This is a genomic window from Pseudomonas flavescens, assembly GCF_013408425.1.
Lineage (GTDB): Bacteria > Pseudomonadota > Gammaproteobacteria > Pseudomonadales > Pseudomonadaceae > Aquipseudomonas > Aquipseudomonas fulva_A.
Genome location: NZ_JACBYV010000001.1, coordinates 1099628 through 1115819, shown reverse-complemented (window position 1 = coordinate 1115819; position 16192 = coordinate 1099628). Strand labels below are relative to the sequence as shown.

General features: G+C 61.6%; 16 protein-coding genes. 7 read left to right on the top strand and 9 right to left on the bottom strand.

The window, feature by feature from the left end:
- Positions 1-360: 360 nt before the first annotated feature.
- Positions 361-1131 (top strand): hypothetical protein, encoded by a 771-nt coding sequence (locus FHR27_RS04850; protein WP_179537966.1) that lies wholly within the window; start codon positions 361-363, stop codon positions 1129-1131.
- Between the two features lie 9 nt (positions 1132-1140).
- On the opposite strand, the gene FHR27_RS04845 is transcribed toward FHR27_RS04850, so the two are convergent.
- Complete coding sequence (locus FHR27_RS04845) at positions 1141-1623, bottom strand: GAF domain-containing protein (protein WP_179537965.1); 483 nt, start codon at positions 1621-1623, stop codon at positions 1141-1143.
- Positions 1620-2510, bottom strand: a complete 891-nt coding sequence (locus FHR27_RS04840; RefSeq protein WP_179537964.1) for an ATP-binding protein — start codon at positions 2508-2510, stop codon at positions 1620-1622. Before FHR27_RS04840 ends, FHR27_RS04845 begins: the two co-directional genes overlap by 4 nt.
- Positions 2511-2609: 99 nt before the next feature.
- Between FHR27_RS04840 and FHR27_RS04835 the strand changes: the two genes are divergently transcribed.
- The gene (locus FHR27_RS04835; RefSeq protein ID WP_179537963.1) at positions 2610-4919 is read left to right on the top strand and encodes a hybrid sensor histidine kinase/response regulator; all 2310 of its coding nucleotides are present in this window, start codon (positions 2610-2612) and stop codon (positions 4917-4919) included.
- Positions 4920-4923: 4 nt separating this feature from the next.
- On the opposite strand, the gene FHR27_RS04830 is transcribed toward FHR27_RS04835, so the two are convergent.
- From FHR27_RS04830 to msrB, 3 genes are all read right to left on the bottom strand, one after another.
- Positions 4924-5376, bottom strand: coding sequence for a MarR family winged helix-turn-helix transcriptional regulator (locus tag FHR27_RS04830; protein WP_179537962.1), 453 nt, complete (start codon positions 5374-5376; stop codon positions 4924-4926).
- A complete protein-coding gene (locus FHR27_RS04825; RefSeq protein ID WP_042556663.1) occupies positions 5369-5857 on the bottom strand; it encodes a glutathione peroxidase in 489 nt (162 codons plus the stop codon). The genes FHR27_RS04830 and FHR27_RS04825 overlap by 8 nt, the downstream gene beginning before the upstream one ends.
- A 116-nt stretch (positions 5858-5973) precedes the next feature.
- Positions 5974-6372 carry a peptide-methionine (R)-S-oxide reductase MsrB gene (gene msrB / locus FHR27_RS04820; RefSeq protein ID WP_042556664.1) on the bottom strand — a complete coding sequence of 133 codons (399 nt, stop codon included), beginning with the start codon at positions 6370-6372 and terminating at the stop codon, positions 5974-5976.
- Positions 6373-6519: 147 nt separating this feature from the next.
- Between msrB and FHR27_RS04815 the strand changes: the two genes are divergently transcribed.
- The 4 genes from FHR27_RS04815 to FHR27_RS04800 all read left to right on the top strand — a co-directional run bounded on the left by FHR27_RS04815 (position 6520) and on the right by FHR27_RS04800 (position 10622).
- Positions 6520-7731 (top strand): pyridoxal phosphate-dependent aminotransferase, encoded by a 1212-nt coding sequence (locus tag FHR27_RS04815; RefSeq protein ID WP_042556665.1) that lies wholly within the window; start codon positions 6520-6522, stop codon positions 7729-7731.
- Positions 7732-7752: 21 nt separating this feature from the next.
- Positions 7753-8199 (top strand): hypothetical protein, encoded by a 447-nt coding sequence (locus tag FHR27_RS04810; protein WP_042556666.1) that lies wholly within the window; start codon positions 7753-7755, stop codon positions 8197-8199.
- Between the two features lie 226 nt (positions 8200-8425).
- Positions 8426-9298 (top strand): protease HtpX, encoded by an 873-nt coding sequence (htpX, locus tag FHR27_RS04805; RefSeq protein WP_042556667.1) that lies wholly within the window; start codon positions 8426-8428, stop codon positions 9296-9298.
- A 104-nt stretch (positions 9299-9402) separates the two neighbouring features.
- Positions 9403-10622 (top strand): IS3 family transposase gene (locus FHR27_RS04800; protein WP_179537961.1). Its coding sequence is split into 2 segments (ribosomal slippage): positions 9403-9751 and positions 9751-10622, totalling 1221 coding nucleotides; the frame shifts between segments, so codons are not numbered across the junction.
- A gap of 59 nt (positions 10623-10681) precedes the next feature.
- Here FHR27_RS04800 and FHR27_RS04795 read toward each other — a convergent pair.
- Positions 10682-11332, bottom strand: coding sequence for a thiopurine S-methyltransferase (locus FHR27_RS04795; RefSeq protein WP_179537960.1), 651 nt, complete (start codon positions 11330-11332; stop codon positions 10682-10684).
- 106 nt (positions 11333-11438) lie between these two features.
- On the opposite strand from FHR27_RS04795, the gene FHR27_RS04790 reads away from it, so the two are divergent.
- Complete coding sequence (locus FHR27_RS04790) at positions 11439-12206, top strand: DODA-type extradiol aromatic ring-opening family dioxygenase (RefSeq protein WP_179537959.1); 768 nt, start codon at positions 11439-11441, stop codon at positions 12204-12206.
- On the opposite strand, the gene pabB is transcribed toward FHR27_RS04790, so the two are convergent.
- The 3 genes from pabB to FHR27_RS04775 all read right to left on the bottom strand — a co-directional run bounded on the left by pabB (position 12203) and on the right by FHR27_RS04775 (position 16158).
- Positions 12203-13555 (bottom strand): aminodeoxychorismate synthase component I, encoded by a 1353-nt coding sequence (pabB, locus tag FHR27_RS04785; protein WP_179537958.1) that lies wholly within the window; start codon positions 13553-13555, stop codon positions 12203-12205. The two genes, FHR27_RS04790 and pabB, sit on opposite strands and share 4 nt — an antisense overlap.
- 197 nt (positions 13556-13752) lie before the next feature.
- Positions 13753-15435, bottom strand: coding sequence for a DEAD/DEAH box helicase (locus tag FHR27_RS04780; RefSeq protein ID WP_444964374.1), 1683 nt, complete (start codon positions 15433-15435; stop codon positions 13753-13755).
- Between the two features lie 324 nt (positions 15436-15759).
- Entirely contained in the window at positions 15760-16158 is a 399-nt protein-coding gene (locus FHR27_RS04775) for an ester cyclase (protein WP_179537956.1), read from the bottom strand.
- Positions 16159-16192 lie beyond the last annotated feature (34 nt).

The window sequence follows — 16192 nt, the reverse complement described above, 5'->3', positions numbered from 1 at the left end:
CGGCTTCCTCGTTGTGCTTTTCAGCATTACCGTGGAAGTGGCGCGCATTCTATGGAGCCTTTCAACGGTCGTCAACCTCTCAAATAAATATTTTTAAAATCAACGACTTCACCCGGGATTTCAGCCACCCGGAGAGAGCCGTGGCCCCTTCTTGCCAGCAGTCCCTATAGAGGATGGCAGTCAAGCGTGTTGCTGCCATGCTGGCAAGTGGCCCACAATGCGAATGATCGGCGGCTCGGCTTGCCTACGGGCTATGGCCACAGGGTCTGCGCTGCTCCCCTGGCTCGGCGCAATCACCGCTAGGAGCCTACTCAACTAAGCACTACACTCGTGTCGAAAGGCGCTCTAGAGGTTAAAACGATGTCCTCGTTGATGATTACCATGGCGATAGTAGCTGGCATCACCTTGCTGGTGCTCATCGCCTATCTGAATCAACTGGCCGAAAACAACAAGCGCAAGAAGGCACGCCTCAAGGCGGACCTGGGCGAGCGCTACCGGCGTATCGCCGATCTCAACGAGCAGTTCGCCGGCCAACTGATGAACCCGGAGCTGAAACTGCTGCTCAGCCGCCTGCAGTTGCACTTCGCCGAACGCCTGCTGGAAGTCGACAAGAAGGATGCGGCCTATGCCGCCATGGCCGAGGAACTGCGCAAGTTCATTGGCCAGGGCGAAGCCATCGCCGTTCGCAACGCGCCCTTCCCGGTGACCGATGATGAACGCGCCAAACTGGTTCGCGCTCAACTGGAAGCCCTGCATGGCCAGATCACCAAGGCGGCGCAGACCGGTCTGTTACCGGTCGATGAGGCCAAGCACTGGGCACAGGAAACTCGCCACATGCTGGCCCAGCTCTATATAGAGCTGTACGGCAATCAGGCCCGTCAGGCGCTGCAGCAGCAACAGAACGGCCATGCACGCCTCGCTCTGGAGCGCGGTGTGCAGTTCCTGCAGAAGCAGGCCGACACCGCACGCTACCAGGCACAGTTGGCGCAGTTCCAGAAACAGTTGGCGCGCGTAAACGCCACGCTGGTCAGCCCGGAGCGGCAGGAAGGCGACGAGTCCAGCGAGCTCAACGAAGGGCTGAAATCACTGGAAGGCGATGGTGACTGGAAGAAGAAGGCGCTGTACGACTAGCGCCTCCCCTCAGCAATCACTCGCCTGTAGCAGCACAGCCGCAAGGCCTTCGATACCGCGCTGGTCTGCCTCGCTGAAGCGACCGATCAGCGGGCTGTCCAGGTCCAGCACACCGATCAGCCGGCCGTCCTTGATCAACGGCACGACCAGCTCGCTGTTTGACGCACTGTCGCAGGCGATATGCCCGGCGAAGGCATGCACGTCCTCGACCCGCTGGGTTTGCAGCGATGCCGCCGCAGCGCCGCATACGCCGCGGCCGAACGGGATGCGCACGCAGGCGACCTTGCCCTGGAATGGCCCCAGCACAAGTTCATCGCTCTTGACCAGATAGAAGCCGGCCCAGTTGAGCCCTTCGAACTCGTGGAAGACGAAGGCGCTGAACTGCGCAGCATTGGCGATGAAATCCCGCTCGCCACTCAGCAGCGCCTCCAATTGGGCGGTCAACAGCGGGTAGCCGTCGAGGCCGGCACCACTTTCACTCAAATCGATCATCGCGACGTCTCCAGCAGTTGCAGGCCCACCCACTGGCGGGCGAATTGATAGGCACAACGGCCGTTGCGATTGCCACGCCCGGTCGCCCAGCGCACGGCAAGCTTTTCCAGATCCTCGTTCCACTGCCACTGCAGGCCGTTCTCCGCCGCCTGAACCTCGATCCAGTGGCGCACCACATCTAGGTAATGCTGCTGGGTAAAGGGATAGAAGGACAACCACAAACCAAAACGATCCGACAGCGCGATCTTGTCCTCGACCGCCTCGTTCGGGTGCAACTCGCCATCGACGACCTTGGTATTGGCGTTGTCACTCTCGCGCTCCGGCACCAGGTGGCGACGGTTGGAGGTGGCGTACAGCAGCACGTTCTCCGGCGAGCGCTCCAGGGAACCGTCGAGCACGCTCTTGAGCACCCGGTAATCGCCCTCGCCCGCCTCGAACGACAGGTCATCGCAGAACAGGATGAAACGCTGCGGCAGTTTCATCAGTTGCTCCACCACACGCGGCAGATCGGCCAGGTGATCACGCTCGATCTCGATCAGGCGCAGCCCGGCGCTGGCATGTTCGGCCAGCAGCGCGCGTACCAGTGACGATTTTCCGGTACCGCGAGCGCCCCACAGCAGCGCGTGGTTGGCCGGCATACCCTGAACGAACTGGCGGGTATTGCGCGCCAGTTGCTCGCGCTGGGTGTCGACACCGATCAAATCGCTGAGGCTCATGTCCAAGCTCACCTTCAACGGCTGCAGATAGCCGCCGCGTCCTTCACGCTGCCAGCGAGCGGCCAGGCTGCGCTCCCAGTCCAGCGGTTCGCGGGTGGCAGGCAGCAACGGCTCCAGACGTGTCAGAACGCTGTCGGCACGTTGCAGAAAATCAAGCAAGCGGGAATCCACGGTCAGTTCCTCGAATCATCAGTATGTGAGGCAGGTGTGCCGAAAAGCAGGCCATATCGACTATGCTTGAGCAGCGATCGGAACGAGACAGCGCCTTATATGGAAATCCCACTGACACAGCGGCTGTCATTCAAACAGGCCGGTATCACCGTCATGGTGGCGTTCATCATTGGCACGCTGCTCAGCCTGGTGCAGATAGGCGTCGATTATGCCAGCGAAGATGCCGCCATCAACCGCGAGATTCGTGCGCTGATGGAGATCAGCCACAATCCTGCCGCGCGTATCGCCTACAACATCGACGCCGAACTGGCACAGGAGCTGGTCGCAGGCCTGTCACGCTCGCCCGCCGTGACGGGCGCACGCATCGTCGACAGCAATGGCGAATCCCTGGCCAGCACCACGCAGCCCCCGGCGGAAAGCAACTATCGAATCTTCAGCGACTTCCTGTTCGGCAACAGCCGCCATTTCGAAACTCGCCTGTCGGTCGAGCATGCGCCTGACGAACAACTGGGCATGCTGCAACTGGACATCGACACCTACGCATTCGGCAGCAACTTCCTCAAGCGCTCGCTGCTGACCCTGGTCAATGGTTTTACCCGCAGCCTGCTGCTGTCGGTGATTCTGCTGGTGCTGTTCTATTTCATGCTGACCAAGCCACTGAACCAAGTAATCCAGGCGCTCGCCGATCGCGACCTGCGCACCCCGGATCGCACCCGCCTGCCCTGCCCGCCCGGCCACGAGCGCGACGAGATCGGCGTGCTAGTGGATGTCGCCAACCGCCAGTTCGCCAGCATCGCCACCGAGATCGAGCATCGACGCAACGCCGAAGACCGCCTGACCGACTACCTGGGCGAACTGGAAGCCATCGTTTCCGCCCGCACAGTCGAGCTGAAGGCCGCCAACAGCCGCCTCAGCCGCTCCAACGAAGAGCTCGAGCAAGCCCGGCACGACGCCCTGGCCATGGCCCAGGCACGCTCCATTTTTCTGGCCAACATGAGCCATGAGATCCGTACCCCGCTGAACGGCCTGCTGGGCATGCTGGCACTGTCTCTGGAAGGTCCATTGGGCAGCGAGCAGCGCCAGCAACTGTCGATCGCCCATGATTCCGGCAAGGTGCTGGTCGACCTGCTCAACGATATTCTCGACCTGTCGAAATTCGAGGCCGGGCAGCTGGAACTGGAACGCATCGCCTTCGACCCAGGCGCACTGGTGGAAGGTACCGCGAGCCTGCTATCGCAGAATGCCCTGCCCGGCGTGGAGCTGACCTGCCTGATCGACCCGAACCTGCCTGCCCAGTTGCTCGGCGACCCGACGCGGGTGAGGCAGATCATCAGCAACCTGCTGTCCAATGCCCTGAAGTTCACCCGTGAGGGCCGCGTCGATATCCGCATCAGCGCGGAGGCGGAGCGGGTTCGCATCGAGGTCTGTGACACCGGCATCGGCATCGCCGCCGATGCCCAGGCACGTATCTTTCAACCCTTCACCCAGGCAGGCGCGGACATCACCCGGCAATTCGGCGGCACAGGCCTGGGCCTGGCGCTGACCCGACGCCTATGCGAAGCCATGCAAGGCCAGCTGGAACTGCAATCCACGCCTGGCAGCGGCAGCCGCTTCACCGCAACGCTGCCACTGCCGAGCCTGCAGGCGGCGCCAACAGCACCTCGGCTATCTGGGCGTGTACTGGCGATCTGCGCAGCCGACACCGGCCTCGCCGAACTGCTGCCCACCCTGGTGGAAAGCTGGGGCCTGGATTACCGGCGCCTGGACAGTGCCGAACAGGCCAGTGACATCGATGCCGACGTGCTGATCAGCGACTGCCCGAGCTGCATGAAGCGCCTGCGCCAGCGCACGGCGACGCCGATCATTCTGGTGACTGCCTACGGCAGCTTTCTCGACACCGAACAGGCCATCGCGCTATCGCCGCTGGAGCAGGTCGCCAGGCCCCTGACCCGCCAGCACCTGCTACAGGCGCTCGGCCACGCCCTGCAGGAGCCCGCCGAGAACCCGGCAGGCTCACAGGCACCTGCCGCGGCGCCACGCAAGCAGGCGCGTGTATTGCTGGTCGAGGACAACCCGGTCAACCAATTGGTGGCCAAAGGCATGCTCAGCAAGCAGGGCATCGACGTGACGCTGGCCAACAACGGCGAGCAGGCACTGGAACGACTGCAGGAGGAGACCGTCGATCTGGTGCTGATGGATTGCAACATGCCGATCATGGACGGCTACGAAGCCAGCCGACGCATTCGCGCCAACCCCGCCTGGCAGCATCTGCCGATCATCGCCCTGACCGCCAACGCGCTTTCCGAAGAGCGCGAGCGCTGCCTGGCAGCGGGCATGAGCGATTACCTGGCCAAGCCCTTCCGTCGCGAAGAGCTGCTCGGCCTGCTCGACAAGTGGCTGCCAGCCTGACGGTTCAAGGCACCTGAAGACTGCGCATGCGCTGCAGCAACTGATCCAGTTGCGCGCGCAGCGGCTCCAGTTCCGCGCTGTCGACAGCGTGTTCGCAGAGCAGTTCGCGCTTCAGTTCTGGCACTTGGGCGCGCAACTCGCGCCCAGCGGCGCTGAGTCCCAGATGCACTTCGCGCTCATCCTCGGCACTACGTCGACGCTGCACCAGGCCGGCTTGCTGCAGGCGCTTGAGCAGAGGCGTCAGGGTGCCGGAGTCGAGCAGCAAGCGTTCGCCAAGAGCCTTCACCGTCGGTTGCTCAGGCGGCGTTGCATCCCACTCCCAGAGCACCAACATGGCCAGATACTGGGGATACGTCAGTTGCAACCTGTCGAGCATCGGCTTGTAGGCACGCACCACCATGCGGGAAGCGGCATACAGCTTGAAACACAGCTGCTGATCGAGTTGCAGTTCATCCATCGAGCAGCGCTTCGATGGCAGCGCTCAGCGCCTGGGGCTTGGTGGTGGGCGCGTAGCGTTTCACCTGGCGGCCATCGCCACTGATCAGGAACTTGGTGAAATTCCATTTGATGCGTTGCGTGCCCAGCAGGCCGGGCGCCTCGCGCTTGAGCTGCACGTACAGCGGGTGCGCGCCATCACCATTGACCTCGATCTTGCGAAACAGCGGGAAACTGACGCCGAAATTCAGCTCGCAGAAGCTGGAGATCGCCTTCTCGTCACCCGGCTCCTGCTTGCCGAACTGATTGCAGGGAAACCCCAGCACCACCAGCCCTTTGTCGGCGTACTGCTTCCAGAGGCTTTCCAGGCCCTGATACTGCGGTGTGAAGCCGCACTGGCTGGCGGTGTTGACCACCAGAATCGCCTTGGCGCCGAAATCCGCCAGGCTCTTACGCTCGCCGCTGATCGTGATGCAGGGTATCGCCAACAGGTCTTGGGTCATGGGTGCGGGCTCGCCGGGGTAAAGGAGCGAGAAGAATAGTCAGCAATTGAATTGCACACAATTCAATTGCTCAAAAACAAGGCCCGTCATAAGCGGGCCGAATGATGACTCGCGCTCTACGCCTGGCGTGGCACGTGCTTGAGCGACACCGAGTTGATGCAATAACGCAACCCGGTCGGGCGCGGGCCATCGGGAAATACGTGTCCCAGGTGAGCGTCACAGTTGCTGCAGCGCACTTCGATACGGTGCATGCCGTGGCTGAAGTCTTCCAGCTCGGTGATGACCTCGGCGTTCAGCGGCTGGAAATAACTCGGCCAGCCGCAGCCGGAATCGAACTTGGCATCGGAGTCGAACAGTGGCGTGCCGCAGCACACGCACTGGTAGACGCCAGGCACCTTGCTGTCGTGGTACTCCCCGGTGAACGGACGTTCCGTGCCGCCCAGCCGGCAGACGTTGAACTGCGTGTCCGACAACTCCTCGCGCCAGGTTTCCAGTGGTTTTTCGAGCTTGCTCACAGGCCGTCCTCCTCGGGATAAAAAAGCCCTATCTGTATCTTTGCCCGACTCAGGCTGACACGTATGATTCGACACCTCAACCCGCCACGGCTCGCCGCCGCCTCGGCCCGCTGAAGGCCGCACCTCTTCGATTCGGGATTCTTCACCATGCAGGTCAGCAAATCCAACAAGCTCGCCAACGTCTGCTATGACATTCGCGGTCCGGTGCTCAAGCACGCCAAGCGTCTGGAAGAAGAAGGCCAGCGCATTCTCAAGCTGAACATCGGCAACCCGGCCCCCTTCGGTTTCGAAGCACCCGATGAAATTCTCCAGGATGTGATCCGCAATCTGCCTACTGCACAGGGCTACAGCGACTCCAAGGGCCTGTTCAGCGCGCGCAAGGCGGTGATGCAGTACTACCAGCAGAAGCAGGTGGAAGGCATCGGTATCGAGGACGTCTACCTCGGCAACGGCGTATCCGAGCTGATCGTCATGGCCATGCAGGCACTGCTCAACAACGGCGACGAAGTGCTGATCCCGGCCCCGGATTACCCGCTGTGGACCGCTGCCGTGGCCCTTTCCGGTGGTAACCCGGTGCACTACCTGTGCGACGAACAGGCCGGCTGGTTTCCGGACATCGCCGACATGCGCGCCAAGATCACCCCGAACACCAAGGCCCTGGTGCTGATCAACCCGAACAACCCCACCGGTGCGGTCTACTCTCGGGAAGTACTGCTGGACATCGTCGAGCTGGCGCGCCAGCACAACCTGGTGGTGTTCTCCGACGAGATCTACGACAAGATTCTCTATGACGAAGCCCAGCACATCTGCACCGCCTCCCTGGCGCCGGACGTGCTCTGCCTGACCTTCAACGGCCTCTCCAAGTCCTATCGCGTGGCCGGCTTCCGCTCGGGCTGGGTAGCCATTTCCGGGCCCAAGCACCGCGCCACCAGCTATATCGAAGGCCTGGATATACTCGCCAACATGCGCCTGTGCGCCAACGTGCCGAGCCAGCATGCGATCCAGACCGCCCTCGGTGGCTACCAGAGCATCAATGACCTGGTACTGCCCAACGGCCGTCTGCTGGAACAGCGCAACCGTACCTGGGAACTGCTCAATGACATTCCGGGTGTCAGTTGCGTCAAACCCATGGGCGCGCTGTATGCCTTCCCGAAGATCGACCCCAAGATCTGTCCGATCCACAACGACGAGAAGTTCGTGCTCGACCTGCTGCTCTCCGAGAAACTGCTGGTGGTTCAGGGCACCGCGTTCAACTGGCCGTGGCCGGACCACTTCCGGGTCGTCACCCTGCCCCGCGTCGATGACCTGGAGCAGGCGATCGGCCGAATCGGCAGCTTCCTCAAGACCTATCGCCAGTAACGGCATCGGGGACCGAGAGCCATGGACCTGCAGATAGACGACTTCTACAAGGACGCCGCCAGCGGTCTGCTGGCGCTGTATCAGGTATTCCCGCGCAAGGCCGCGTTGTACGTGGAAGACCTGATCGGCCGCGAGGAGCCGGATGAGTTCGGCCTGCCGAGCAAACGCCACCAGGCCTGCCTGGACGCTCTGCTGTGGCTCGCCGACGAGGGTTACCTGCGTTACGAGTCGACTATCGGCTACGACGCCGTCGACCAGGCGGTCCTGACGGAAAAAGGCTTCCTGCGTCTGTCGCGCAGCCTCCCCCACGCCCTGCCCGATGGCGAGGTGCCTCCTCCGGCAGTACACCGGGTGATGGCTACCCTGGCCTTTCAACTGCGTGAAGCCCTGGCTCAGCAACATGGTGAACGGATTGCGCGACTGACCCGCCAGCTCTTCGAACAGCGCGCTGCAGCGCCCCGCTCCTAGCGGCAGAGGTGCCGGGAAAACCGCAATAAACGCGGTTTTTCTCGGCCTCGATTGAAATAAACCGGAAAAACCCCATCTAAGCAGCTGTCCCCCTGCTGCGCAGTGGTCCCTGACAGGGGCCGTGCGACACAGTTTGAAATAGTCACTCGGTTGAATAGCCACAGGGCGAGCCCTTATATAGCCGCCGTATCGAGCCTGTATTTCCCGTGAGGAGTCGTTTCACACCATGATGCGCATTATGTTGTTCCTGGCTACCAACTTGGCGGTGCTGGTCATCGCCAGCATCACCCTCAAACTGCTGGGGGTTGATCGCTTTACCGGCCAGAACCACGGCAGCCTGCTGATTTTCTGCGCCGTCTTCGGTTTCGCCGGCTCGCTGATCTCGCTCTTCCTGTCCAAATGGATGGCGAAGATGAGCACCGGCACCGAGATCATCACTCAACCCCGCACGCGCCATGAACAGTGGCTGCTGCAGACCGTCGAAGAGCTGTCCCGCGAAGCCGGCATCAAGATGCCGGAAGTGGGTATCTTCCCGGCCTACGAGTCCAACGCGTTCGCCACCGGCTGGAACAAGAACGATGCACTGGTCGCCGTCAGCCAAGGCCTGCTCGAGCGCTTCTCGCCCGATGAAGTGAAAGCCGTACTGGCCCACGAAATCGGCCACGTCGCCAATGGCGACATGGTTACCCTGGCGCTGATCCAGGGCGTGGTGAACACCTTCGTGATGTTCTTCGCCCGCATCTTCGGCAACTTCGTCGACAAGGCGATCCTCAAGAACGAAGGCGGTCACGGTATCGGTTACTTCGTGGCGACCATCTTCGCCGAGCTGGTACTGGGCATCCTGGCCAGCATCATCGTCATGTGGTTCTCGCGTAAGCGCGAATACAAGGCGGACGAAGCTGGCGCCCGACTGGCCGGCACCGGTGCCATGATCGCTGCGCTGCAGCGCCTGCGCGCCGAACAGGGCGTTCCTGTACAGATGCCTGACAGCCTGACCGCTTTCGGTATCAATGGTGGCCTGAAGAACGGCCTGGCCGGCCTGCTGATGACCCACCCCAAGCTGGAAGATCGCATCGAAGCCCTGCGCCGCCTGGGCTGATAGCGACGCGAACGAAAAAGGCGACCGCGAGGTCGCCTTTTTTGTGCCTGCTGTCCCGTCCTGAATAAGGTTTACACCTTCTGCCCGAGAATCTGGAGAACTCAATGGAGCAAGGTGCTAAACGTACGCAGCGTGATTACTCGCTGACTTTTAAATTGTCGGTGGTCGATCAGATCGAAAAAGGCGAGCTGACCTATAAACAGGCTCAGGACCGGTATGGCATTCAGGGCAAGTCCACTGTTTTGGTATGGTTGCGTAAGCATGGTCGGCAGGATTGGAGTCAGGGGGCCTCGATTCGAGCCGGCAGGAGCCAGATCGTGACCGATCCCAAAGACCTGACGCCCGAGCAACGCATCAAGGATCTGGAGCAGCAACTGCAGTTCATGAGCCAGAAGGCACAGTTCTTTGAAGCTGTGGTCGACGTGCTGAAGAAGGATTACGGTGTTTCGATCGTAAAAAAGCGACCCGGCAAGTCATCTCGCAAGGGCAAGCCCAAGGGCTGAGCATCGTCAGGGCTTGCCAGTTTCTATCCATCAGTCGCCAGGCTTATTACAAGCACAACCGTGTTGCTGATCAGCGCGCTATACAGAATGAGCTGATCGCGTGTTATGTCCAGCGGTTAAGGCTTCGCCAGCCAAGGATCGGCACGCGCAAGTTACATTACCTTCTGCACCGCCAACCCAATGACAGCCTGAAGGTCGGGCGCGACCGGCTATTCAAGATATTGGCCGAACACCGCCTGCTGGTACTGCCCAAGCGCGCGTATCACAAGACCACGCAGAGCTTTCATCGTTTTTATCGGCATCCGAACCTGCTCAAGTCTGGAGCTGATCAGATTACGGCGACAGCGCCCGACCATGTTTGGGTGGCGGATATCACCTATCTGCCGGCCCGAGGCGGCCCGCTGTATCTGAGCTTGGTCACGGATGCGTACTCCCGAAAGATCGTCGGCCATCACGTCCATGAAGGCTTGCATGCAGAGTCCGTGGCGGTTGCCTTCAGGCGAGCACTAAAAAGACGCCAGGGTAACCAGGTACTCGTCCATCATTCTGATCGCGGAATCCAGTATTGCTCAGCGCTCTACCAGGCACTGCACAAATACCACGGTGTGCAGTGTTCGATGACCGATGGCTACGACTGCTATCAGAACGCGCTTGCGGAGCGGGTCAATGGAATTCTGAAGAACGAACTGCTGCTACGCAGCCCCAATGATCTAGAACAGGCCAGATCAATGGTTAGCGAGGCGGTCAGGATCTACAACACGGAGCGGCCGCATCTGGCCCTGAAATACAAAACGCCCGATGCGGTGCATCGGGCATTTTGAGTACCGCAAACCTAGCTGAAACGGTGTAAACCTATTTCAGGACTAGACATGCCATTCGCTCAGAGCAGCCGCAATCGATAGACACGCTCATCCATGCGAGTGAGCCCTCGGGCAGTGAATCGCTCCTCCATGGCGTCCTGGCTTTCCAGCAGTTGGCTATCCCAGACACTGCCGGACCAGCCGCTCACCTCCTCATCGCTGACGGAAAAGGGTGGCCCGTTCATCAACGACTGATCGTAGTCCAGGGTCACCAGCAACCCCTGGCTTCCTCCAGGCAGCACGCTCTGCAGATGGCGGACATAACGCTCGCGCATCTCGGCTGGCAAGGCGATCAGAGCTGCGCGGTCGTAGAACAGCGCACAATCTGCGAGCTGTTCGCTGTCGAGCGCGAAGAAATCACCACAGTACAGCTCGATCCTTCCGTGCCGGTAAACCCGAAATGCCCCCTCCTGAGTGACCGTCGCGTCCAGACCCTGCTCGGCGAAGAATGCCTCGACGGCGGTGCGTGCCAGCTCCACGCCAATCACCCGATGCCCCCGCTCGGCCAGCCAGACCATATCCAGGCTTTTGCCACACAAGGGCACCAGCACCCGAGCGCCATCCGCTGCCGTAAAACCAGGCCAATAGCGGCGCAGGAACGGGTTGACCTCGGCCGCATGAAAACCGATCTGATTATTCTGCCAACGCGTTTGCCAGAACGCTTCCTGCATGATGCCTCCACGAAACAATCGATAAAACAGATAAAAACAGCCACCAAATAGCCGTTGTTCACCCAGCCTAGCTGATAGATCATCATCCTACCTTCAGGAGATCATCATGTTACCCAGCCTGTTCATTTCCCACGGATCACCCATGCTTGCCCTGCAGCCAGGCGCCAGCGGCGTTGCTCTCAGCCGTCTTGCTGGGGAGTTGCCGAAACCACGCGCCATCGTGGTGGTATCGGCGCACTGGGAAAGTGCCGAATTGCTGGTGATGAGTGCGGCTCAACCGCAAACCTGGCACGACTTCGGCGGCTTTCCCCCGGAACTCTATCAGGTGCAATACCCGGCGCCCGGCAACCCGCAACTGGCAGAGGACATCCTGCAGCGCCTGAAGACCGCCGGCCTGCCTGCCCGTGCCGATGAGCGCCGGCCGTTCGACCACGGCAGTTGGGTACCGCTGTCGCTGATGTATCCGCAAGCGGACATTCCGGTGGTGCAGGTGTCGCTGCCAAGTCACAAGGGCGCAGCCCTGCAGGTGCAGGTTGGCGAGGCGCTGGCCGGGCTGCGTGAGCAGAACGTGCTGCTGCTCGGTTCCGGCAGCATCACTCACAACCTCGGCGAACTGGACTGGCGTGCCGCTCCGGAAGAGGCGACGCCCTGGGCTGCGGAGTTTCGCGACTGGGTGGTCGACAAGCTGCAGCGTGATGACCTGCAGGCGCTGCTCGACTACCGCCAGCAAGCGCCTCACGCCCGTCGCAATCACCCCAGCGAGGAGCACCTGCTGCCGCTATTCTTCGCCCGCGGTGCCGGCGGCACCTGCCAGATCGAACACCAGGGTTTCACCCTCGGAGCGCTGGGCATGGACATCTACAGCTTCGCCTAGCAGAAGCGCTCCAGGGTGCTGAGCAGGACCTGCACCTTGGTAATCGACTCCTGATACTCGGTCTGCCAGGCCGAGTCGGCAACGATACCGCCACCGCCCCAGCAACTCATGGTGCCGTGCCTGGCCAGCAGGCTGCGGATGGCGATGGAGCTGTCCATCTCGCCGCGCACGTCCAGATAGAGCAGCGAACCGCAATACAGACCGCGCCGGGTGGGCTCCAGCTCGTCGATGATCTGCATCGCGCGAATCTTCGGCGCGCCGGTGATGGAGCCGCCCGGAAAGGCGCCCAGCAACAGGTCCAGCACATCCTTGTCGGCAGCCAGCTCACCGGTCACCGCACTGACCAGATGATGCACGTTCGGGTAGCTCTCCAGTGCGAACAGCTCGGGCACGCGCACCGAGCCGATCCGGCAACTGCGCCCCAGGTCGTTGCGCAGCAGATCGACGATCATCAGGTTCTCGGCGCGGTCCTTGGGGCTTTCGAGCAAGGCGCGGGCATTGTCCGCATCCTCCTGATCGCTGCGCCCACGGGGCTGAGTCCCCTTGATCGGTCGGGTTTCCACCTGCCCCTTGCTGACCCGAATGAAGCGCTCGGGCGAGAGGCTCAGCACCGCACCGCCATCTGCCAGCGTCAGGTAGCCGGAAAACGGCGTCGGGCAGGCCTGGCGCAGGGCGCGGTAGGCCTGCCAGGGCTCACCCTGGTAGCTGGCACGAAAGCGCTGGGCGAAGTTGACCTGATAGCAGTCACCGGAAGCGATATAAGCATGAATGCGGGCGATGGCACTGGCGTACTCATGTGCCTCGATGTCGGCCTGGAAGGGCCCAAGCAAGGCGAATGGCGCCTCTTGCGACGCGACTGGTGGCGTGCACCGGAACAGGGCGAGCAAGCGCGCCTGCTCGCTGCTGGAGAGCGATGGGTGAAACACCAGTTGACTGGTCTGTGCATGGTGGTCGCTGATCAATGCCCAGGGGTACAAGCCGAATACGGCATCGCCAAGACCCAGGTCATCCCTGGCCTGCTCGGGCAGCGCCTCGATGCGACGACCGAAATCATAGCCGAGGTAACCGAGCAGGCCACCCGCGAACGGCAACTCGAGCCCGGCCGGTAGCTCGGCCTCACCCAGAGCCGCCAGCCCCTCGCGCAGGCGCGCGAAGAAGTCCATGCCTGACTCACCCTCCTCCGCGCTCAGCGTCGCCTGAGGCCAGGCGCTGAGCAGGTCGTAACGCCCACGCGACGCGATCGGCCGACCGGAATCCAGCAACACCGCACCCGGTGCCTGGCGCACCCGTTCGAAATAAGCGGCGGGATCTGCCTGATACGGCAGGGAGTGGACGAGACAGGTAGGCATTCAATGCATCACACGGACAAGGACGGCCGATTGTAGAGCCGCCGAGGGGATAGTCCTAGGGTCTGTTGCCGTTTCAGCACGACCGCGCCACAGCGGCAACAGGCCCTGGCTTCCAGCGCCTGGCTGAACGAGCTTTTCGAGGCCCGGAAACGACTCGGGGGAGCCAATGGCTCCCCCGAGTTCTACAGCATCGCGGATCAGTCTTCGCGATAACGACGCAGCTTCAGCGGCTTGCCGGCAACACGGGTGTCCTTGAGCTTGCTCAGCAGACGCTCGAGGCCATCTTCCGGCAGCTCGACCAGGCTGAAGCTCTCGCGGATCTGGATCCGACCGATCGCTTCACGAGCCAGACCACCTTCGTTGAGGATAGCGCCCAGCAGGTTCTTGGCAGCGATGCCATCACGCGCACCCAGCGCGGTACGGCAACGCGCACGACCTTCGCCCAGCGGCATCGGCGCCCGGCGCTCGCGGGGATCGCTACGCTCACCACTGCGCTCGCCTTCACGCTCGCGACGCTCACGCGGAGCACCACCAACGCCCGGCACCAGCGGCTGCTCGCGCTCGACGCTGGCCAGATCCAGAGGCTGACCATTGGTGGCCTTTTTCAGCAGCGCAGCGGCCAGGGCACGTGGCGTGCAGCCGATGTCAGCGGTCAGGCGATCGAGCAGCTCACCATGGCTGGCCTCGGCATCGGCAACCAGCGGCGCCAGGCCATTGGTGAGCTTCTTGATGCGCGCATCGAGAACCTGCTGGCCGTTTGGCAGTTTGACTTCACCAACCTTCTGACCCGTTACTCGCTCGATTACCTGCAGCATGCGACGCTCGCGCGGCGTTACCAGCAGCAGCGCACGACCTTCGCGACCGGCACGGCCGGTACGACCGATACGGTGCACGTAGGACTCGGGGTCGTACGGCATGTCGACGTTGAATACGTGGGTGATACGCGGCACGTCGATACCACGGGCAGCGACGTCGGTAGCGACGACGATGTCCAGACGGCCATCCTTGAGGGACTCGATCACGCGCTCGCGCTGGTTCTGGGCGATGTCACCATTCAGGGCGGCAGCCTTGTAGCCTTTGGCTTCCAGCGCAGCGGCCAGATCCAGCGTCGCCTGCTTGGTACGCACGAAGGCGATCAGCGCGTCGAATTCTTCGACTTCCAGCAAGCGCAGTACGGCGTTGGTCTTCTGATCGGCATGGATCATCAGATGCGCCTGCTCGATACGCGAAACGGTCTGCGTCTTGGCCGCGATCTTGATGTGCTGCGGATCACGCAGGTGCTTTTCAGCGATGGCGCGGATCGAGTGCGGCAGGGTCGCGGAGAACAGCACGCTCTGGCGGCTTTTCGGCATGGCTTCGAAGATCACTTCGAGGTCATCCATGAAGCCCAGCTTGAGCATTTCGTCCGCTTCATCGAGCACCAGGTACTGGATGGTCGACAGCACTTTCTCGTCGCGACGCAGGTGGTCGACCAGACGGCCCGGGGTGGCAACGATAACCTGCGCGCCCTGGCGGATGGCCTTGAGTTGCGGGCCCATAGGCGCACCACCGTAGACGGCGACCACGTTGAGGCCGGGCATCTGCTTGGAGTAGGTTTCAAACGCGGTGGCGACCTGCAAAGCCAGCTCGCGGGTCGGCGCCAGAATCAGCGCCTGGGGCTCGCGCTTGGCCGGATCGATTTTCGACAGAATCGGCAGCGCGAACGCTGCGGTCTTGCCGGTACCGGTCTGAGCCTGGCCGATCATGTCCTGGCCGGAGAGAATCACCGGAATGGCCTGGTACTGGATGGGCGAAGGCTCTTCGTAGCCGACGGCGGTCAGGGCGGAGAGAATATTGGCGTGAAGGCCGAGTGCGGCGAAGCCGCCGGTTTCCTGGGTCATGGGTCTGCCTCTAGTGCATCCGCAAAGACCCATGTTCCAAAGCTGCACATGCCATGTAGGACCTTGTGGGTCACCCTGGCAGCCATGTCGGCGGGGATTTGCGAAAACGTGGTGAAAAGTGAATCGTCAAGATAGCCCGCATGGCGGACTGGCTGCCGAAAATAGCTTCCGGGCGAGTTGCACTACTTGAACGTGGCCATGAATTGGCCGGCGCGTACTATACCGGAATTCATATAGACGTGTGCGTTTTTTCACACAATAAACAGTCCATTGCGGCCCGTCAGACAACCTGCGGCATTGTGCCACGGGCCGTATTGCCGGTGGTCAGACCCTGCTCGTCAATTGCGCCTCGATGGCGGCTTTATCCACCACCGACCAGACTTCGGCGATCTTTCCGTCGCGAAACGCGTAGAACACGTTTTCGCTGAAGGAAACTTTGCGACCATTGACTGGCAGATCGAGAAAGCGGCCTTTCGGTGCGCAATGAAAATCCAGGCGACTGCCGATGGTCGATTCTTCGCAAGTCAGCAAACGGATGTTGAAGCGCAGATCGGGGATTTCCTGAAAGTCGCGCTCGAGCATCTCTCGGTAGCCGGTGAGGCCCAGGCGACGACCGTTGTGCACCGCGTCGTCGTGAACGAAATTCCCCAGGTTCGCCCAGTCCTGACGATTCAGGCAGTCGATATAGGCGCGGTACACCGCCGCAAGGTCTTGCTCACTCATGGTAATACTCCGTCAGAATGGTTTACTGACAGTG